Genomic DNA, 19,049 nt, shown 5'->3' on the forward strand with positions numbered 1-19,049 from the left:
GGACCAACCCTACCGAGGGGCCCCCGCCCGCTCGGCCAGCGCCCGCGCGTACACGTCCAGCGTCGCCTCGGCCGTGGCGCCCCAGCCGAACCCGCGGGCGCGGCGGGCGGCCCGCTCCCCCATCGCGGCCCGCCGGGCCGGGTCGTCGAGCAGGCCGGCGAGCACCCCGGCCCACGTCCCCGGGTCGTGGTCGGGCACGAGGGCGCCCGTCCCCGAGAGGGGGTCGGCGTCGCCGGCCGTGCGCAGCCCACCGACGGCCGCGGCGACCACCGGGGTCCCGCAGGCCTGGGCCTCGAGGGCGACGAGGCCGAAGGACTCGTTGTGGGAGGGGACGGTGACGAGGTCGGCGGCCCGGTAGTGGTCGGCGAGCTCGGCCCGCGGGGTCGGCGGGGCGAGCGTGACGACGTCGGTCAGGCCGAGCCCGTCGACGAGGTCGGCGAGGGACTCCGGGTGCGCCGTCCCCGATCCGCTGGGCCCGCCGAGCACGACGACGCGCAGGCGCTCGCGGCGCCAGGGCTGCCGCCGCAGCAGCTCCGCGGCCGCGCGCACGAGCAGGTCGGGGGCCTTCAGCGGCTGGATGCGCCCGACGAACAGCAGGACGTCGGCGTCCGCGGGCAGTCCCAGGCGTTCGCGCGAGGCGGCACGGCCGGGCTCGGGGCGGAAGGTGGCGAGGTCCACGCCGGGTGGGACGACGACCACCTTCGCGGGGTCGGCGCCGTAGAGCCCGACGAGCTCGTCGCGTTCGGCGGCGGTGTTGGCCACGATGCGGTCCGCGGCGTCGACGACCTGCTGCTCGCCGATGACCCGGCCCGCCGGTTCGGGGGTGTCCCCGTCCGCGAGCGCCGCGTTCTTCACCTTGGCCATGGTGTGCATCGAGTGCACGAGCGGGACGTCCCAGCGGTCGGCCGTGAGCCAGCCGACCTGGCCGGAGAGCCAGTAGTGCGAGTGCACGACGTCGTAGTGGTGCTCGGAGTGCCGGGCGCCGGTGTGCAGCACCCCGGCGGTGAACGCGCACAGCTGGCCGGGCAGGTCCTCCTTGGCCAGGCCCTCGTACGGGCCCGCGGCGACGTGCCGCACCCGCACGCCGCCCCGCCCGCCGGGGTCCTCGGCGACGGGCGGCTGGTCAGAGCTCGTGCGGCGCGTGAAGACCTCGACCTCGACGTCGCGGCGGGCCAGTTCCCGGGCCAGCTCCAGGACGTAGACGTTCATGCCGCCGGCGTCTCCGGTGCCGGGTTGGGCCAGCGGTGAGGTGTGCACCGACACCATCGCCACCCGCGAGACCTTCCCCACGCCCTTCCCCACGCACTGCCTCCCGGCTCGCTGCCCTGCCGTCGCTGCCCGCCAGTAGTGTCCCCACGTGCCCCGGCAGTCTGCCTCCCGCGTCCGCTCGGGCGGTCCGGGGGTCGGCTCGGGCGCTGGAGCGGTGGGTGCCGTGACCCGCGGGACCACGGGTCCGGACCGGCTGCGCCGCGTGGAGCGCTGGCTGGCCCAGACGCAGGCGCCGCGGCTGCGGCGGGCGGGCGACCCCCTCGTCGTCGACCTCGGCTACGGCGCGTCGGCGGTGACGGTGACGGACCTGCAGCGCTGGCTGCGCCGGGTCCGGCCGGACGTGCGCGTCGTGGGTCTGGAGATCGCCCCGGAGCGCGTCGTCACGGCCCGCGCCGCCGTGGCCCACCTGCCCGACCCGCCGGAGTTCGCCGTCGGCGGCTTCGAGGTCCCCACCGACGGCGACCCCGTGCTGGTCCGCGCGTTCAACGTGCTGCGGCAGTACGAGACCGAGGAGGTCGAGGCGACGTGGGACCGGCTGCGCGACCGGCTCGCGGGCGGTGGTCTGCTCGTGGACGGGACGTGCGACGAGCTGGGCCGGCGGGCGACGTGGGTCGCCCTGGAACGCGAGGCGGGGCCGGTCTCGCTGACGCTCTCGGTCCGGCTGGCCGGCCTGCCCGCGCCGTCGGCCGTGGCCGAGCGGCTGCCCAAGGCGCTCATCCACCGCAACGTCCCCGGCGAGGGCGTCCACGACCTGCTGCGGGCGGCCGACGCGGCGTGGGCGCGGGCCGCGCCGGCGGGCACGTTCGGGCTGCGGCAGCGGTGGATCGCGACGTGCCGGGAGCTGGCCCGGGACTGGCCCGTGCTGGACTCCGCCGCGCGGTGGCGGCTCGGGGAGCTGACGGTGTCCTGGACGTGCGTCGCGCCCCGCCGGGGTCCGGCATGATCGGCTGAACGAGCGAGGAGGTCCGGTGCCACGGACGACCGAGGGCGCCGTCGGCGCCCGGCCCACCATCCGCGACATCGCCCGCGTGGCGGGCGTGTCCAAGGCCTCGGTCTCCTACGCGCTCAACGACCTGCCGGGGGTCTCGGAGGAGACGCGCGCGCGCATCCGCGCGACCGCCACCGAGCTCGGCTGGCGACCGAGCGCGGCCGCCCGCTCGCTGTCCCGCGCCCGGGCCGGGGCCGTCGGGCTGGCCGTCGCGCGCGACGTGCACCTCCTGGAGGAGGAGCCGTACTACATGCGGTTCATCGCGGGGATGGAGAGCGTCCTGGCCCGTGAGGGGCTGTCCCTGCTGCTCAGCGTCGTCCCGGACGTGGACGCCGCCGTCGAGGTGCTGCGGGACTGGTGGGGCGAGCGGCGGGTGGACGGTGTCGTCCTCACCGACCTGCGCGTCGAGGACCCGCGGGTCGCGCTCGTGACCGAGCTCGGGATCCCGTGCGCCCTGCGGGCCGGCATCGACGACCGGATGCCCGACGGCGCGCAGCTCGCCCTGTCGGTGGAGACCGAACGCCAGTCCTTCGTCGAGGTCGTCGACCACCTCGTGGCCCAGGGGCACCGGCGGCTGGCCCGGGTCGCGGGTCCGCGCGAGTTCCTGCACACGCGCCGCCGGGACATCGCGTGGGCGGAGGTCACGCGCTCGGCCCTGGGGCGGGCGGCACCCGTCGTCGTCGCGGACTACACCTCCGCGGGCGGGCTGGCCGCGACCCGGGAGCTGCTCGCCGGCGCCCGGCCCCCCACCGCGGTCGTCTACGACAACGACGTGATGGCGGCCGCCGTCGTGGCCGAACGCGCGAGCCTGGGCGTGCGGGTCCCGGAGGACCTCGCCGTGGTCGCCGGGGAGGACTCGATGCTGTGCCGGCTGGCGAGCCCGGCCATCAGCTGCCTGCACCGCGACGTCGTCGCCGACGGCGCCCGCAGCGCCCGCCTGCTGCTGGAGGTCGTGCTGGGCCGCAGCAGCGAGGTGAGCGTCACCGAGCCGCACCGCCTCGTCGTGCGCGGGACGACAGCACCGGGGGCACCGGCGGCACCGGCGGCGGGCGGGTGAGCGGGGCGAGCGCCGGTCCGGGCTCGCGGGCGCGGGGACGGGCCCGTCGCGAGCTGCTCCTGACCGCGACCATCGCCCTCGTCGCCGAACGGGGCGTCGCCGGGGTCAGCCACCGCGCGGTCGCCGAGCGCGCCGGGGTGCCGCTGGCGTCGACGACGCACTACTTCACCTCGCTGGAGGAGATGGTCGGGGAGGCCGTCGTGCACGCGGTGGAGACCGAGCTCGCGCGGTTGCGCGCGTTCCGGGAGCGGCTCGAGACCGACGGGCTCACCCCGGCCGCGGCCGTCGACGGGTTCGTCGGGCTCGTGCGGGAGCAGTCCGCCGAGAGCACCGCGGCGCAGTTCGAGGCGTACCTGTCGGCGCCGCGCTCGGAGACGCTGCGGCGTCACGTCCGCGGTCTGCTGCAGGAGACGCGCGACCTCGCCCGCGCGACCCTGCGCGCCGCCGGCGTCCACGACCCCGCCGCGGCGGCCGCCGTGGTGGCCCTGCTCGACGGGGCGGCCCTGCACCGCATCGCGGACCCGGCGCCGGACCGGTCGGCGGAGCTGGCCCGGTCGTTGCGCGCCCTGGTCCTGGGGTTCTCGGTCCTGGCGATGACGGACGCCGGAGTGGTACAGCCGTCCCAGTAAAAGCACGGATCCGCTCTCGATGGCCGATTCTCGCCCGAGGAGCTGGACGGCCGTGCCACCATGACGGGGCCCGCCACTCGACGACGAGAGGACGTCCCGTGCCTGCGACCCCCCGACCCGACCGCCCCACCGCCACCGACCGCCTCCTGCGACGGGGGGCGCGCGCCCTCGGCGCCCTGCCCGCCCCCGTCCTGCGCGTCCTCGCCGGCCGACCGGTGGTCGTCGAGGGCCGCGCGCTGGACCCGGCGGTCCAGCTCACGTTGCGCGTCCTCAACGCGACGCCGGGGGCCCGGTTCGAGGAGTGGCCCGTCCCCCGGGCCCGGCGCCACCTCGACCGCGAGGCGTGGACGTTCGGGGCCCGGACGGCCCTGGAGGAAGTGACCGAGCTGCTGGTGCCGACGCGGGACGGGCGCGTGCGGGTCCGCACCTACCGCGCCGACCGGTCCGAGCCGGCGACGGGAGCGCTCGTGTGGTTCCACGGCGGCGGGTGGGTCCTCGGCTCGCTCGACAGCACCGATGCGGCCTGCCGCGAGCTCGCGGTGGCCACGGGCGCGACCGTCGTCTCGGTCGACTACCGGCTGGCCCCCGAGCACCCGTTCCCCGCCGCGGTGCACGACGCCGTCGACGTGTTCCGCTGGGTCCGCGACCACGCCGCGCTGTTCGGGACGTCCGCGCACCGCGTGGGCGTGGGCGGGGAGAGCGCCGGCGGCAACCTCGCGACCGTCACCGCGGCCCTCACGCGGGACGACGACGCCGGGGGTCCGGCGCACCAGCTGCTGCTGTTCCCGGTGGCCGACCTGACCCGCGAGCGCCGGTCCTACGCGCTCTTCGGCGAGGGGTACTTCCTGTCGCGGGCGCAGATGCACTGGTACGCCCGGCACTACCTGGCCGGGGCCCCGGCGGACGACCCGCGGGTCTCCCCGCTCCTGACCCCTGACCTCGCGCGGTCGGCGCCCGCCTACGTGGCCGTCGCGGGGTTCGACGTCCTGCGCGACGAGGGGGCCGAGCTGGCCGCCCGACTGCAGGCCGACGGCGTCCCGGTCCGCCTCGTCGAGCACACCGGGCAGGTCCACGGCTTCGTCAACGCCTGCGGGGTCACACCGCAGGCCCGGGCGGCGCTGCGGCACGCCGGCGCCGCGTTCCGGGACTCCGTGGCCGCCCGGGGGGAGGCCGGGCAGGAGGAGGTCAGGCCTCCAGCCAGATCGTCGTCGGCCCGTCGTTGACGAGCTCGACGGCCATGTCGGCCCCGAACCGGCCGGTCTCCACGCGCAGCCCGTGCCCGCGCAGCGCCGCGCCGACGGCCTTGACGAGGGGTTCGGCGACGGGGCCGGGGGCGGCCGCGTTCCACGTCGGGCGACGGCCCTTGCGGGTGTCGCCGTAGAGGGTGAACTGGCTGACGAGCAGGACGGGGGCGCCGACGTCGACGGCGGCGCGCTCCTCGCGCAGGATCCGCAGCTGGGCGATCTTGCGGGCGACGAGCTCCACCTGGGCGGGCCCGTCGTCGTGGGTGGCGCCGAGGAGGACGAGCAGCCCCGGCTCGGTGATCTCGCCGACGACCTCCTCACCGACGGTGACCTTGGCGCGGGTGACCCGCTGGACGACGGCTCGCACGTCACTGCTCCTCACGGGTGGTGGTCCGGTGGACGGGGGGTGAACCTCACGCTGCGGCAGGGTGGCCGACCTACCATCGACCGGTGCTGCACACCCTGCTCGACGCCCCCGTGGTCATCCCGCTCACCCTGCTCGCCGTCGGGGTCTGCGGGCTGGGGGCGCTGTGGCGGCCGCGGGTGGACGTCGCCCTCGTGCTGGGACTGCTGGCCGCGATCTGGTCGCGCGTCAACCAGCCCGTCGAGGGCCGTGTCCTGCACAGCTGGACGCTGGACCGGGGGTTCACCGAGGCCGACCTGCTCTCGGTCGCGGCCGTGCTGGTGGCGCTTCTGACGCTGGGCCGGTGCGCGTGGCGGCTCGTCCGCCGCTCCTCCGGCCGGGGCCGGACGGGCACGCTGCCCGCCCGGTGAGGGCTCACCAGGGGCCGTAGGGCCCCGAGTTCCCGCGGTCGTCGCGACGCGGGCCACCGCCGTACTGGCGCACGGCCGGCCGCACGTCGACGAGGTACACGGCGGCACCGACGACGGCGATGATGCCGAAGAGGCCGAGGACGGAGAAGACCGACACGAAGCCGACGGCCGCGGCCACGGCCACGATGACCGTCCAGAAGGTCTTGGTCCGCTTGCCGGCGGCGACGAACGCGCCCGCCGGGCGGCGCAGGCAGTCCACGAGCGCCCACACCTCCAGACCGAACGCCGCGACCCCCAGGAGCAGCAGGACACCGGACTGCAGGCTGTTCAGCGCGCTCAACACACCAGAAGACTACGGGCGAGGGCCCGCGAGAGTTCCGCGATCACCGCGGTCGGAGCCCAGCAGGTCCCCCAGCCGGCGGTAGGCGTCCTGCTCCCCGTCGGCCGCGGCGCGCGGCGCGGGCAGGCGCCAGTCGTCGTCCGACACCCGGGCGCGCGCCTCGGCGACGGCGACGAGCCGCCCCCGCAGGGCCCCCACGTCCTGCGCGGCGTCCAGGTCGGCGAGGGCGCCGTCGAGGGCGCGCACCGCCGAGCGGTTCCGGACGACGAGCGCGACGACGACCGCGGCCACCACGCCGAGCGCGGTGTCGGCCAGACGGTCCCGGACGAGACCGCCCAGGCCCGCCCCCGAGGTCCCCAGCCGGGTCAGCAGCAGCGAGAGCCCCGTGATGGCGACCGTGCCGAGCGCGTAGTTGCGCGGCATGCAGAACTCGACGGCGAACATGCACGCCAGCGTCAGCAGCCACAGCCGCACGTCGTCGGTCGCCAGCGTCACGAGCCCGGCCGCCAGGAGCACCCCGACGACCGTCCCGGCACCGCGCTGCACCCCGCGCTGGACGGTGACCCCGGCCGACGGGGACTGCAGGACGGCGGCCGCCCCGACGGCGGCCCAGTAGACGTGCCCGAGCCCCAGCGCGGCCGCCACGAGCACCACCGCGGCGCAGGCCAGCCCCACGCGCAGGGCGGGCACCCGCAGGTGGCCGGCCCCGCGCAGCGCGCCGACCACCCGGCGCCGGGGCCAGGGCTGCGGGGAAGGCACCGGACCGGCGGGCGCCACGGGCAGCGGCCGGCGGCCGGGCAGGGCGACGAGCAGCAGGCGCAGCGGGCGCTCCTCGGCCCCGGCGTGCACGACCCGCTCGGCGTGGGCGAGCCACGCGCCCAGCGGACCCGCCGCGCGCGGGCCCAGGACGTCCCAGGCCGCGTGGACGGCGACCGTCGCGCGGTGCCGGGCGGAGGCGTCCCCCGGGACACCCGTCGCCCCCAGGACGGCCACGACCGCGCGGGCGACGGCCTGCCGTTCGGGACCGTCGGGGCGCCACAAGCCGGCGGCGCTGGACAGCGCGACCCCCAGGGCCGCGCAGGCGACGGTGACGGCCACGACGGCGGGCAGGTCGGACGTCCGCAGGGGTTCGGCGCTCAGCGTGCCGGCCGCGAAGACCGGGATGAGTCCGGCGGGCGGGCCCGTCCGGACGGCGTCGGTGACGAACTTGGCCACGGCCGCGACCAGCGCGACGACGAGGGCGGGGACCACCACGTCGGCCCACCCGTCCAGGGGCAGGACCGCGCTGGTGGCCCCGGCCAGGACGGCGAGCACCAGGCCGAGCCCGGTCCACGCCTGCGTCCGCCAGCGCCGCGCGTACGTCTCGTGCCGGCCGTAGAGGTTGGCCAGCGCCCCGAAGGTGGCGGGCGCGGCCAGGAGCGGGACGTCGGCGGCCATCGTCACGGCCAGCGGCAGCCCGAGCGCGACGGTGGCGGTGCCGGCGGCCCACCAGGGGTGCGCACCGGGGGTGATGCGCGACCACCCGCGGACGGCTCGGAGCAGGTGGGCACGCAAGGTCACCCCATCAACTTAGCAGGTGTTTCACCTGCGAAGCACTTGTGCCAGGATCACCCCGTGAGCACCTCCGACGACCCGGTCGACGTGGCCCGCGCCGAGTGGGCGGCCCTGCACCCCGACCTCGACACGACACCCATGGCCCTCACGGGACGGCTGCGCCTCGTCGCGGCCGCCCTGGCCCGGGCCACCGAGCCCGTCGTGCGGGCCGAGGGCCTGACGCGCCCCGAGTTCGACGTCCTCAGCGCCGTCCGGCGGGCCGGGCGCACACCCCTGACCCCGACCGGCATCGCGGCCGCGACGCTCGCCTCGGGTGCGGCCACGACGAAGCGCCTCGACCACCTCACGAGCGTCGGCCACCTGCAGCGCACGCCCGACGAGCGCGACGGCCGGGTCACGCGGCTGTCGCTGACCCCCTCGGGCACCGCGCTCGTCGACCGCGTCCTGCCCCAGCTGCTGGCGGCCGAGCGCGCCTTCGCGGCGGCGCTGACCGCGGACCAGCGCACTGCGGCGAGCGAGGCGCTGGGGGTCCTGCTGGCCGAGCACGGCGTCTGACGCCGGGACGGCCCCCGCGGATCAGCGCGCGCTGCGCAGCGCGTCCTCGACGGAGACGACCCCGTCGCGGTAGCGGCGGGTGATCTCGTCCGTGCACGCGTCCATGGCCTCCTGGACGCGGTGCCGGTCGGCGGACAGCTCCTGCTCGAGCGCGACGAGGCGCTGGCGGGCGTTGGCCAGCTGCGTGTCGTCCATCGCCGACAGGTCGGACAGGTGCGGGTCGGCGACCGCCAGCTCGGCGCGACGTCGGTGCTCCCCCACGCGCGACGGCTCCACGGACGTGAAGCGCCCCATGCCGTGGTCGGTGCGGCGCGGGTCGGCCAGGACGTCGGTGAGCTTGGCGACGAGCTCGGCGTCCGAGCGCGCGTGCCGGACGTCGGCGGCGCCGTCCGACCCGGCGCGACGGTCCTCCTCCGCACCCAGCAGGTCCAGCCGTCCCTGGATGAGCCGGCGGGCGTAGGAGAGGTCGGCCTCCTCCTGCTCGGCGACCGTGCGGTGCTCCCGCAGCGTCTCGAGGTCCATGTCCTGCAGGCCGGCGAGGAACTCCGGGGCCAGGACCTTGTCGAGCGCCCGCCGTCCCCCCGCCTGGTACCCGCTGACCTGCTCGTCCCCGCGCTCGTCCACGACGCCTCCCCCGGCTCGAGTACAACTCACAGCACGCGTACGACTACCAAGCGTGCGCTTCGCAGAGTATGACCCACCGGGAGGGTCCGTGCAGGAGCCCTCGCGACCTCACGGGGCGACGACGGTCTCCTGCGCTGCGGCGATGCGCCGCGGCGTCTCACCGTCGGACGTCCCGTCCGTCGTCCGCGACCCCGCGAGCGCGACGAGCTGGGCGTCGGCCGGCAGCGACCGCTTGACCACGGCCAGGGCCACGGGCCCGAGCTCGTGGTGCCGCGCCGCCGTCGTCACGTGCCCGACGCGCCGGTCCCCCGCGGCGGGGTCGACGACGGCGTCCCCGGGCGACGGCAGGTCGTGCGAGGAACCGTCGAGGTGCAGCAGGACGAGGCGCCGCGGCGGCCGCCCCAGGTTGTGGACCTTCGCCACCGTCTCCTGCCCGCGGTAGCAGCCCTTGTGCAGGTGGACGGCGGTGCGCAGCCAGTCCAGCTCGTGCGGGATGGAGCGCTCGTCGGTCTCCCGGCCCAGCCGGGGCCGCCAGGCCTCCACGCGCAGCGCCTCCGCAGCCCAGGTGCCGGCCAGTCGGCGCTCGCCGACGGCGGCCGCGAGCTCCCCGCGCGGCACGAGGACCTCGCGCCAGGGCCGCTCGGCGCCCGGGTGCTCGAGCGTGGAGACGGCCGCGTAGCTCGCGGTGTCCGCGCTGCCCCCCTCGGCCAGCGGCGTCGCCCCGGGCCACGGGTCGACCCACACGAGGCCCCGGGGGGACTCCGGCGAACGGTCCGGCTCGCCCAGGACGGCGAACCGGTCGGTGACGTCCTCGATCTCGACGCGGAGCATGAAGCGCATCCGCTCCAGCCAGGTGCGCAGCCCGTCGACCTGCCCGGGTTCGAGCGTCAGCCACGTGGCCTCGCCGTCGTCGAGGAGGTGCACGGCGTGCTCGATGCGCCCGGTGGGGCTCAGGACCAGCGTCTCGGTGGACACCCCCGCGGGCAGGCCCGTGAGCGCCTGCGTCGTGATGCTGTGCAGCCAGGACAGCCGGTCCGGGCCGGCGAGCCGCAGGACCCCGCGGTGCGACTGGTCGACGACGGCCTCACCGCGCACGAGGGCACGCTGCTCCGCGTGCGGGTCGCCGTAGTGCCACGCCACCCCTGCGTCGAGGCCCTCGGCGGCGACGGCGCCCCGGGCGCCGAGCAGCGGCGAGCGGTACGGGGCGGTCTGGGTCGGGGTGGTCACGGGTGCTCCTCCGGGTGCTGCTGTTCCTGCCGAGTGCGGCACGCGGCGCACCGGCCCCGGAGAGCCAGGTGCCCCGTGTCCACGACGAAGTCGTTGCGGGACAGGACGACCGCCGCCAGTTCACGCGCGGGCCCGGCGTCGGCCTCGGCCACCGCGCCACACCCGTCGCAGACCAGGTGCAAGTGCCCGCCGTGCTCCACGGGGTGGAACGACGGCACCCGCCGGTCGATCTGGGTGCGGGCGACGAGCCCGACCTCCTCCAGGACCGCCAGCGCCCGGTAGACGGTCGAGGGGTCCACCGTGCGCCAACCGCCGGCGGCACCGCCCTGTTCCGCGGCACGGGTCCCGAGGTGGGCGGCCACCTCCTCGGCGCTCGCGTGCCCCAGGGCGCGCACGGCGGCGAGGACGCTGCGGCGCTGCGGGGTCAGGCGCAGCCCGCGCGCGTGCAGCGCCGGGCCGAGGTCGTCGGGGACCGACGCCAGGTCCAGGTCGGGGACCGACGTCCCGTCCACGTCGGGGGCCGACGTCCCGTTCACGGGGCGGGCGGGGCGTCCGGCTCGTCGGTCGGCTCGTCGGTGACGCGCTTGAGCCGCGCCGAGGCGTAGCTGCGCATCGGGTGCCCCTCCAGGGACACGTCGAGCGCCCACAGCAGGTCGCCCTCGACGAGGCCGTACATGCGCGTGCCGGCCGTGTACTCGTGCGCCGTCGTCGTGCGGGCCACGACGTCGGTGCTGAGGTCGATGCGCGGACCGCGGGCCGTGCCGGCGAGGACCTCCACGACGCCGGTGGGGTGGGTCAGCAGGACCTCGAGCTCCACCGGTCGCGGCCCGTCGGCGGGCGCGGGGGTGGACAGGTCGACCGGCTGCGGCCGCCAGAACCCCGTCTCGACGTCGAGCGGGTCGGTCGTGCGGCCGTCCTCGTCGAGCGCCCACGTCGTCGACGTGTAGCTGAGGAAGTCGCGGCCGTCGTGGCTGAACTCCACGACCTGCCCGAACCGCTGGTCGGTCTCACCGCGGGCGGGGTGCCCGAGGACACCGGCGCCCTCCCACCGGCCGATCAGCCAGGACAGCGGGACGAGGGCGAGCGGGGTGTCCGTGCGCAGGGGGACGACCACGGGTCAGCGCTGACCCTGGAAGAGGCGGTAGACGACGTAGCCCGCGAACCACATGATGACGATCGACACCACGATGAGCAGGACGAGGAAGAAGACTTCGAGCGCGTGCACGTGCCCGACCCTACCGGCGGCACGCCTCCCGGACCCCTCGACGTGGGACGGCTCACGTCCGGCCGCGTGGAGCTCAGGCCGGGCTCAGAGCAGCAGGAGGCGTCCCACGAGGTAGGCGCCCGCCCCGCCGAGCGCGACGGGGACGGCGGCGACCGCGAAGGCCGCGGGCAGGGTGCGCGCGGCGGGCAGCCGGACGGACAGGGCGCGCCACGCCGAGACGAGGACGCCGGCGCCGAGCCCGGCCACGATGCCCGCGACGGCCCACCGCCCCTCGCTGACCGCTGCGGAGCCGCCGACGAGCGCCGTCGTCCCACCGCCGCCCAGCAGCGCCGTCACCGAGCTCGCCAGCCAGCCCACGGCCGCGCCGACGAGGAGGTTGACCGGTCCGGCGACCCGCAGCGGCCACGTCGTGGCGGCCACCGCGCTCGTCGCGGCGAGCGCGGCGAGGACGACCGGCGCGAGCGTGGCCCCCGCGTAGGTCGTCGGGACGGCCACCCAGGCGGCCCCGAGCACGACGACCGCCTGCGCGGTGACCACCCCCGTGACCGACTCGACGAGCCGGGGCCGGCCGTCCCGGCGCAGCAGCTGGTGGCCGAAGGCGACGAGCAGCGCGAGGGCGGCGACGGCGGGCAGGTGCCCGAGCACCCCGGCGACCTGGCTCCCCTCGGCGCGCGCGGCCCGCACGGCGAACACCGCGACGAGCGCCGCGGCGACGGCCACGGCGGCGACGACGCCGGTCGAGCTGCGCCGGGCCGGCAGGTCCAGCAGATCGGGCCAGCCGGCGGCCACGAGGACGCCGAGCAGGACGACGGCGACCGCGAGGACGGCCACCCCGCCGAAGGAGGCCAGCCCCACGAGGGCGGCGAGGGCGAAGGTGGCCGTGGCCGTCGCGGAGGCGCTCACGCGGAGCCCACCCGCAGCCCCGGCGCCCCGGCGCCCGTCCGCTCGGTCACGACGTCGCTCACGTCGGTGATCCTCCCAGAGGCGCTCGGACCCGCTCGGGGTGGTCCGTCCACCTCCACGACACGCGTAGTCTGACCCCCGTTGGCCCGACGACGCCGCCGCGCCCCGGCACGCTCGTGGGCGTCGCGCACGGCCGGTCCGACCCGGACACCCGCAGCGAACGGAGGGCAGGACAGCCGTGGCCCAGCTCCTGGTCCTGACCAACGCCCTCGCGCCGTCCACCGAGGTCCTGCCCGCGCTCGGCCTGCTGCCGCACAGCGTCCGGGTCCTGCCGGCCGAGGCCTCGGTGCTGGTCGACGAGCCCACCGCCGACGCCGTCCTGGTCGACGGCCGCCGCGAGCTCGCCGCCGCCCGCTCGCTGTGCCGCCTGCTGCGGACGACGGGCCTGTCACAGCCGTTGCTGCTCGTCGTCACCGAGGGCGGGATGGCGGTCGTGGCGGCGGACTGGGGCGCCGACGACATCGTCCTGGACACGTGCGGCCCCGCCGAGCTCGACGCCCGCCTGCGGCTGGCCGCCGGACGCCTGCGCCGGCCCGCGGAGGACCCCGAGGACGGCTCGTCCGTCGAGATCCGCGCCGGTGACGTCGTCATCGACGAGGCGGCGTACTCCGCCCGGGTCCGGGGCCGCCAGCTCGACCTCACGTACAAGGAGTTCGAGCTGCTCAAGCACCTCGCCCAGCACCCCGGCCGCGTGTTCACGCGGGCCCAGCTGCTGCAGGAGGTCTGGGGCTACGACTACTTCGGGGGCACGCGCACCGTCGACGTCCACGTCCGGCGGCTGCGGGCCAAGCTCGGTCCCGAGCACGAGAACGCCATCGGCACGGTGCGCAACGTGGGGTACCGCTTCGTCTCCTCCGGCCGCGACCTCGAGGACGGGCTGGGCGCCGGCGACGAGCCGGTCGAGGAGTCCGTCCCGGGCCCCGCGGACGTGCCCGCCGAGGCGTCCGCGGCCGACGCGGCGCGACGCTCGTGACGGAGCCTGGGGGCCTGGACGAGGAGGACCGCCGCCGGGTCCTCGACCTGGCCGCGGCCGCCTCCCGGACCGACGGTGCGACGTCCCTGTCCGAGGACGCCGAGCTGCGCCTGGCCCGCGGCACCGGCGACTCCCCCGCCGTCCACCACCTGCTGCGCCGCGGCGGGGACGGGGCGCTGGCGGGGTACGCGCAGCTCGCGGGGACGCCCGACGCCCTCGAGGGCGAGCTGGTCGTCCACCCCGACCACCGCCGCCACGGCCACGGCACCGCGCTGCTCACCGAGGTCGAGCACCTCGCCGCCGGCGCACCGGTGCGCCTGTGGTCGCACGGCGACACCCCGGGCGCGGCCGCCCTGGCCGACCGGCACGGCTGGCGCCGGGTGCGGGAGCTGCTGCGCCTGGAACGCCCCACCGCGGGCCTGGCCGACCTCGAGGTCCCGGCCCTGCCCGACGGCGTGCACGTGCGTCCGTTCGTGCCGGGGGCCGACGACGCGGCCTGGGTCGCCGTCAACGCCGCGGCCTTCGCCTCGCACCCCGAGCAGGGCCGCTGGACGGTGGAGGACCTGCGCGCCCGGCTGGGCGAGGCGTGGTTCGACCCGGAGCTGCTGCTGCTCGCCGAGGGGCCCGCGGGCGTCCTGGGGTTCTGCTGGATGAAGGTCGAGGCGGGCCACGGCGAGCTGTACGTCCTGGGCGTCGCCCCCGGCCACGCCGGCGCGGGCCTCGGCCGCGCCCTGCTCGTGCGCGGGTTGCGGGCCGTGGCGCAGGACCCCGCACCGCCGGCCCTCGTCGACCTCTACGTCGACGGGGACAACGTGCCTGCCCTGCGCCTGTACGCCCGCCTGGGGTTCGAGCGCGCGGCCGTCGACGTGCAGTACGCCTCCCCCACCGTCTGACCCGCCGGGACAGTTCACCGGCCGTTCGCCGACCGTTCGCGCGGCCGTCCACAGCGGGTGGCCGTCCGCCGCGGCAGGGACCGGGCCCGGTGGCAGACTGATCGCCATGACGGCCACGACACCTCTCCCCGCTGTGACACCGGTCGAGGAGACCGTCGACCTGCCCGAGGACCGCTTCGCCGACCGCGAGGTGTCGTGGCTGGCGTTCAACGAGCGCGTCCTGCAGCTCGCGGAGGACCCCTCGACCCACCTGCTGGAGCGGGCGCGGTTCCTGTCGATCTTCACGAACAACCTCGACGAGTTCTTCATGGTCCGCGTCGCGGGCCTCAAGCGCCGCATCGCCACCGGCCTGGCCGTGACGGCCGCGAGCGGCCTGGAACCCCGCGAGGTCCTGGACGCCATCGCCGTCCGCGCGCACGAGCTGACCGAACGGCACGCCGACGTCTTCCTGCGCTCGGTGCGGCCCGCGCTGGCCGAGGCGGGCATCACCATCGTCCGCTGGGACGAGCTGGCCCAGAGCGAGCAGGTGCGCCTGCACGGGTTCTTCCGGGACATGGTGTTCCCGGTGCTGACCCCGCTGGCCGTCGACCCGGCGCACCCCTTCCCCTACATCTCGGGCCTGTCCCTGAACCTCGCGGTCGTCGTGCGCAACCCCACGACGGACAAGGAGCACTTCGCCCGCGTCAAGGTGCCGCCGCTGCTGCCGCGGTTCGTCGCCGTCGAGGCCGCCGACGGGGCCGACCCGCGCTCGGCGCGCTTCGTCCCGCTCGAGGACGTCATCGCCGAACACCTCGACCAGCTGTTCCCGGGCATGGAGGTCGTGCAGCACCACACCTTCCGCGTGACCCGCAACGAGGACCTCGAGGTCGAGGAGGACGACGCCGAGAACCTGCTGCAGGCGCTGGAGAAGGAACTGCTGCGCCGCCGCTTCGGCCCCGCCGTCCGCCTCGAGGTCGCCTCCGACATCGCCCCCGAGGTGCGCGAACTGCTGGTGCGCGAACTCGGCGTGCACGAGCAGGAGGTCTACGAACTCCCCGAACCCCTGGACCTGCGCGGGCTCGGCGACATCGCCGACCTGGACCGGCCGGAGCTGAAGTTCCCGAAGTTCGTCGCCCGCACCCACCGCGACCTCACCGACGGCGCCGAGACGGCGAAGCCGTCCGACCTGTTCGCGGCCATCCGCAACCGCGACGTGCTGCTGCACCACCCCTACGACTCGTTCTCCACGAGCGTGCAGGCCTTCCTCGAGCAGGCCGCGGCCGACCCGAAGGTCCTGGCCATCAAGCAGACGCTCTACCGCACCTCGGGCGACTCCCCCATCGTCGACGCCCTCATCGACGCCGCCGAGGCCGGCAAGCAGGTCCTCGCCCTCGTCGAGATCAAGGCCCGGTTCGACGAGCAGGCCAACATCAGCTGGGCGCGCAAGCTCGAACAGGCCGGGGTGCACGTGGTCTACGGCCTCGTGGGGCTGAAGACGCACGCCAAGCTCAGCCTCGTCGTGCGGCAGGAGCAGGGCGGCCTGCGGCGCTACTGCCACGTCGGGACGGGGAACTACAACCCCAAGACGGCGCGCCTGTACGAGGACATGGGGTTGCTGACCGACGACCCGCAGGTCGGCGAGGACCTCACCCGCCTGTTCAACCAGCTCTCCGGCTACGCGCCGAAGACGGCGTACAAGCGGCTGCTCGTCGCCCCGCGCTCGCTGCGGACCGGCCTCATCGACCGGATCGACCGCGAGATCGACAACGCCCGTCAGGGTCTGCCGGCCGGGGTCAAGATCAAGGTGAACTCCATCGTCGACGAGGGGATCATCGACGCGCTCTACCGCGCCTCGGCGGCCGGCGTCCCGGTCGACGTCGTCGTGCGCGGCATCTGCGCCCTCAAGCCGGGGGTCCCCGGTCTGTCCGAGACGATCCGGGTGCGCAGCATCCTCGGCCGCTTCCTCGAGCACAGCCGCATCTTCTGGTTCGCCTCCGCGGGCGAGCCGGTCGTCATGATCGGCAGCGCGGACATGATGCACCGCAACCTCGACCGCCGCGTCGAGGCCGTCGTGCGGCTGTCCGACCCCCGCCACGTCCGGGAGATCTCGCTGCTGCTGGACGACTGCATGGCCGACACCACGAGTTCCTGGCACCTGGGCTCCGACGGGACGTGGACGCGCCACCACCTCGACTCCGAGGGAGAACCCCTGCGCGACCTGCAGGAGCACATCATCGCCACCCGGCCCGGCCGCCGCCCCACCGCACGTCGTCGTCGGTGACTCCGCCCAGGACCGCCACCCGGCCGCCGGCCCCCGACCGGGCCGTGGACCGAGCCGTCGACCGAGCCGTGGACCGAGCCGTGGACGTGGAGGCGGCGGGATGCGTCGTCGTCCGCGCCGGGCAGGCGGGGCCGGAGGTCCTGCTCGTGCACCGGCCCGCGACCGCGACGCGGACCGCGGACTGGTCCTGGCCCAAGGGCAAGCTCGACGCCGGGGAGCACCCCGCCGTCGCCGCCGTCCGCGAGACCGCGGAGGAGACGGGCCTGCGCGTCCACCTCGGCGTCCCGCTGCCCGAGCAGCGCTACCAGGTGCCCGGCGCCGGTCCGGACGGGGTGCACAAGCGCGTGCGCTACTGGCTGGCGCGCGCCGCCGGCCCCGCCGACGAGGACGTGTTCGAGCCGGCCGACGCCGGCGAGATCACCGAGGTCGGCTGGTTCGACCGGGACGCGGCCCGGGACCTGCTGACGTACCCGGCCGACGTGGCGGTCCTCGACGCGGCGCTGCCGACGGACGAGCTCCCGCCGGTGACGTGGCCGCTGGTCGTGCTGCGGCACGCGCGGGCCGTCAAGCGCGTGGACTGGCCCGGTGGCGCCGACGGCGAGGCCTCCAGGCCGTTGCTGGACCGCGGGCACGCGCAGGCGCGCGACCTCGCTCCCCTGGTCGGCTGCTTCGACGTGCGGGCGCTCCTCACCTCGCCGTGGGCGCGGTGCGTGCAGACGGTGCTGCCCGCGGCCGAGCTGACGGGGTTGCCGGTGCAGGAGGAGCCCGCGCTGACCGAGCACGCGTTCCGGGACGACCCCGACGGGTCGGCGGCCGTGGTGTCGCGCCTGCTGGAGGCTGCGCGGCCGGTGGTCGTGTGCTCGCACGGCCCCGTGCTGCCCCACCTGCAGGAGGTCCTCGCGCGGCGCACGACGGACCCCGCCCTGACCGCGCGGGTGACGGCGAAGCTCGACAAGGCCGCGCTCGTGGTGGCCCACCTGACGTCCACGGGCCCCGGCACCGCAACCCTCGTCGCCGTCGAGCGCCACGAGTTCTGAACCAGCGCAACGCATGTGGACCTGGGAGCCACCCGAACGGCCCAGTTCACCTCACGGTCACGGTGCAGCCCATGACCGGTCCACGACCGGACGTTCCGGGTTCACGTCCCGTTCACCTGTGACGCCGAACCCCGTCACACAACGCCTCTACCGTCCGGAACGACCGAGGCGTTGCGCCCGGTCCGAACAGGCCGGGAGTCCTCCGGCCGGCGACGATCCTCGAAAGGGACCGAAGTGACGTTCTGGAAGTCCTCCCGCCTCATCGGCATCGCTGCTGTCGGTGTCCTCGCCCTGGCCGGCTGCGGATCCGACAACAACACGACCACCCCGGGCGGGAGCGCGTCGTCCTCCGGCGGCGCGTCTGCGGCGTCCATCGACTGCAAGCCCGGCACGCTGAACGGTGAGGGTTCGAGCGCGCAGAAGAACGCGATCGACCAGGCCATCCAGCAGGGCTACCTGGCGCAGTGCTCCGACGCGCAGATCAACTACAACGCGACGGGTTCCGGCGCGGGCCGCAAGCAGTTCACCTCCGGCCAGGTCGACTGGGCCGGCTCGGACTCCGCCCTGAAGGACGAGGAGCGCGCCGCCGCGACGGCCCGCTGCGAGGGCAACGAGGCGTGGGACCTGCCGATGGTCGCCGGCCCCATCGCCATCGCCTACAAGCTCGACGGCGTCACCGACCTCACGCTCAACGGCGAAGTCGCCGCCAAGATCTTCCAGGGCCAGATCACCTCCTGGGACGACGCGGCCATCAAGGCGCTGAACCCGAACGCGACGCTGCCCAGCACCCCGATCAGCGTGTTCTTCCGCACCGGTGGTTCCGGCACGACGGAGAACTTCACCAAGTACCTGCACGCGGTCGCGCCGGACGCCTGGACGGCCGAAGGCGCGCAGGAGTGGGCCGGCAAGGGCGAGGGCCGCGAGGGTTCGGCCGGTGTCGCGCAGGCCGTCGCCGGCGCCTCCGGCGGGATCACCTACGTCGAGTGGTCCTACGCGCAGGACAACAAGCTGTCCGTCGCCAAGATCGACAACGGCTCCGGCGCCGTCGAGCTGACCGGGGAGTCGGCCGGCAAGACCATCGCCACCGCGACGCAGACCGGCCAGGGCAACGACCTGGCGCTGAAGATCGACTACGCGACGAAGGAGTCGGGCGCCTACCCGATCGTCCTCGTCACCTACGAGATCGTCTGCTCGAAGGGCCTGGACGCCGAGAAGACCGCGCTGCTGAAGTCCTTCCTCACGTACTTCGCCGAGGACGAGACCCAGGCCGGCCTGCAGGAGATCGGCTACGCTCCGCTGCCCAGCGAGGTCTCCGAGAAGGTGCGCACGGCCATCGCGGCCATCGCCTGACCCGAGCCCGAACGGCACGCAGCAGCACTGGACCGCAACGGGGGGGGGGGGCCCCCGCCCGCCGCAGCTATTACTGTTCGCCTCCAT

At 75.9% G+C, this 19,049-nt stretch carries 20 protein-coding genes; 11 read left to right on the plus strand and 9 right to left on the minus strand.

Features of this window, described 5'->3' with window-relative positions; translation table 11 throughout:
- Positions 1-9: 9 nt before the first annotated feature.
- Positions 10-1,266: a D-inositol-3-phosphate glycosyltransferase gene (mshA, locus tag AB1207_RS23400; RefSeq protein ID WP_367641170.1), complete on the minus strand. Its 1,257-nt coding sequence runs from the start codon at positions 1,264-1,266 to the stop codon at positions 10-12.
- Positions 1,267-1,357: 91 nt separating this feature from the next.
- On the opposite strand from mshA, the gene AB1207_RS23405 reads away from it, so the two are divergent.
- From AB1207_RS23405 to AB1207_RS23420, 4 genes are all read left to right on the plus strand, one after another.
- Positions 1,358-2,212: a class I SAM-dependent methyltransferase gene (locus AB1207_RS23405; RefSeq protein WP_437179010.1), complete on the plus strand. Its 855-nt coding sequence runs from the start codon at positions 1,358-1,360 to the stop codon at positions 2,210-2,212.
- A gap of 25 nt (positions 2,213-2,237) precedes the next feature.
- Entirely contained in the window at positions 2,238-3,314 is a 1,077-nt protein-coding gene (locus tag AB1207_RS23410; RefSeq protein WP_367641138.1) for a LacI family DNA-binding transcriptional regulator, read from the plus strand.
- Positions 3,311-3,943 carry a TetR/AcrR family transcriptional regulator gene (locus AB1207_RS23415; RefSeq protein WP_367641139.1) on the plus strand — a complete coding sequence of 211 codons (633 nt, stop codon included), beginning with the start codon at positions 3,311-3,313 and terminating at the stop codon, positions 3,941-3,943. Before AB1207_RS23410 ends, AB1207_RS23415 begins: the two co-directional genes overlap by 4 nt.
- Before the next feature lie 98 nt (positions 3,944-4,041).
- Positions 4,042-5,166, plus strand: coding sequence for an alpha/beta hydrolase (locus AB1207_RS23420; protein WP_367641141.1), 1,125 nt, complete (start codon positions 4,042-4,044; stop codon positions 5,164-5,166).
- On the opposite strand, the gene dtd is transcribed toward AB1207_RS23420, so the two are convergent.
- Entirely contained in the window at positions 5,129-5,554 is a 426-nt protein-coding gene (dtd, locus tag AB1207_RS23425; RefSeq protein ID WP_367641143.1) for a D-aminoacyl-tRNA deacylase, read from the minus strand. The two genes, AB1207_RS23420 and dtd, sit on opposite strands and share 38 nt — an antisense overlap.
- An 83-nt stretch (positions 5,555-5,637) precedes the next feature.
- Between dtd and AB1207_RS23430 the strand changes: the two genes are divergently transcribed.
- On the plus strand, positions 5,638-5,961 hold the full coding sequence (locus tag AB1207_RS23430; RefSeq protein ID WP_367641144.1) for a hypothetical protein: 324 nt from the start codon (positions 5,638-5,640) through the stop codon (positions 5,959-5,961).
- Positions 5,962-5,965: 4 nt separating this feature from the next.
- Here the strand turns inward: AB1207_RS23430 and AB1207_RS23435 are convergent, their stop codons facing one another.
- Positions 5,966-6,304 (minus strand): DUF2516 family protein, encoded by a 339-nt coding sequence (locus tag AB1207_RS23435; protein ID WP_437179011.1) that lies wholly within the window; start codon positions 6,302-6,304, stop codon positions 5,966-5,968.
- 9 nt (positions 6,305-6,313) lie between these two features.
- A complete protein-coding gene (locus AB1207_RS23440) occupies positions 6,314-7,861 on the minus strand; it encodes an FUSC family protein (protein WP_367641146.1) in 1,548 nt (515 codons plus the stop codon).
- 54 nt (positions 7,862-7,915) lie between these two features.
- On the opposite strand from AB1207_RS23440, the gene AB1207_RS23445 reads away from it, so the two are divergent.
- The gene (locus AB1207_RS23445; RefSeq protein ID WP_367641147.1) at positions 7,916-8,410 is read left to right on the plus strand and encodes a MarR family winged helix-turn-helix transcriptional regulator; all 495 of its coding nucleotides are present in this window, start codon (positions 7,916-7,918) and stop codon (positions 8,408-8,410) included.
- Positions 8,411-8,431: 21 nt separating this feature from the next.
- On the opposite strand, the gene AB1207_RS23450 is transcribed toward AB1207_RS23445, so the two are convergent.
- From AB1207_RS23450 to AB1207_RS23470, 5 genes are all read right to left on the minus strand, one after another.
- Positions 8,432-9,034 (minus strand): RsiG family protein, encoded by a 603-nt coding sequence (locus AB1207_RS23450; RefSeq protein WP_367641149.1) that lies wholly within the window; start codon positions 9,032-9,034, stop codon positions 8,432-8,434.
- Positions 9,035-9,142: 108 nt separating this feature from the next.
- Positions 9,143-10,261, minus strand: a complete 1,119-nt coding sequence (ygfZ, locus tag AB1207_RS23455) for a CAF17-like 4Fe-4S cluster assembly/insertion protein YgfZ (protein WP_367641150.1) — start codon at positions 10,259-10,261, stop codon at positions 9,143-9,145.
- Complete coding sequence (locus AB1207_RS23460) at positions 10,258-10,797, minus strand: Fur family transcriptional regulator (RefSeq protein ID WP_367641152.1); 540 nt, start codon at positions 10,795-10,797, stop codon at positions 10,258-10,260. Before AB1207_RS23460 ends, ygfZ begins: the two co-directional genes overlap by 4 nt.
- A complete protein-coding gene (locus tag AB1207_RS23465; protein WP_367641153.1) occupies positions 10,794-11,375 on the minus strand; it encodes a nitrobindin family protein in 582 nt (193 codons plus the stop codon). The genes AB1207_RS23460 and AB1207_RS23465 overlap by 4 nt, the downstream gene beginning before the upstream one ends.
- A gap of 195 nt (positions 11,376-11,570) precedes the next feature.
- Positions 11,571-12,389, minus strand: coding sequence for a hypothetical protein (locus AB1207_RS23470; RefSeq protein ID WP_367641155.1), 819 nt, complete (start codon positions 12,387-12,389; stop codon positions 11,571-11,573).
- A gap of 238 nt (positions 12,390-12,627) precedes the next feature.
- On the opposite strand from AB1207_RS23470, the gene AB1207_RS23475 reads away from it, so the two are divergent.
- From AB1207_RS23475 to pstS, 5 genes are all read left to right on the plus strand, one after another.
- Positions 12,628-13,422, plus strand: coding sequence for a winged helix-turn-helix domain-containing protein (locus AB1207_RS23475; protein WP_367641157.1), 795 nt, complete (start codon positions 12,628-12,630; stop codon positions 13,420-13,422).
- Positions 13,419-14,315 carry a mycothiol synthase gene (gene mshD, locus AB1207_RS23480; RefSeq protein WP_367641159.1) on the plus strand — a complete coding sequence of 299 codons (897 nt, stop codon included), beginning with the start codon at positions 13,419-13,421 and terminating at the stop codon, positions 14,313-14,315. The genes AB1207_RS23475 and mshD overlap by 4 nt, the downstream gene beginning before the upstream one ends.
- A gap of 106 nt (positions 14,316-14,421) precedes the next feature.
- Positions 14,422-16,575, plus strand: a complete 2,154-nt coding sequence (locus AB1207_RS23485) for an RNA degradosome polyphosphate kinase (RefSeq protein WP_367641160.1) — start codon at positions 14,422-14,424, stop codon at positions 16,573-16,575.
- Between the two features lie 68 nt (positions 16,576-16,643).
- Positions 16,644-17,612 (plus strand): NUDIX hydrolase, encoded by a 969-nt coding sequence (locus AB1207_RS23490; protein WP_367641161.1) that lies wholly within the window; start codon positions 16,644-16,646, stop codon positions 17,610-17,612.
- 234 nt (positions 17,613-17,846) lie between these two features.
- Positions 17,847-18,962, plus strand: coding sequence for a phosphate ABC transporter substrate-binding protein PstS (gene pstS, locus AB1207_RS23495; RefSeq protein ID WP_367641162.1), 1,116 nt, complete (start codon positions 17,847-17,849; stop codon positions 18,960-18,962).
- Positions 18,963-19,049: the final 87 nt, after the last annotated feature.

Source organism: Kineococcus endophyticus (assembly GCF_040796495.1).
GTDB lineage: Bacteria > Actinomycetota > Actinomycetes > Actinomycetales > Kineococcaceae > Kineococcus > Kineococcus endophyticus.

Bases quoted from the DNA above. Each gene is read 5' to 3' on its own strand.
- mshA (WP_367641170.1), bottom strand. From the start codon at position 1,266: ATGGTGTCGGTGCACACCTCACCGCTGGCCCAACCCGGCACCGGAGAC.
- AB1207_RS23485 (WP_367641160.1), top strand. From the start codon at position 14,422: ATGACGGCCACGACACCTCTCCCCGCTGTGACACCGGTCGAGGAGACC.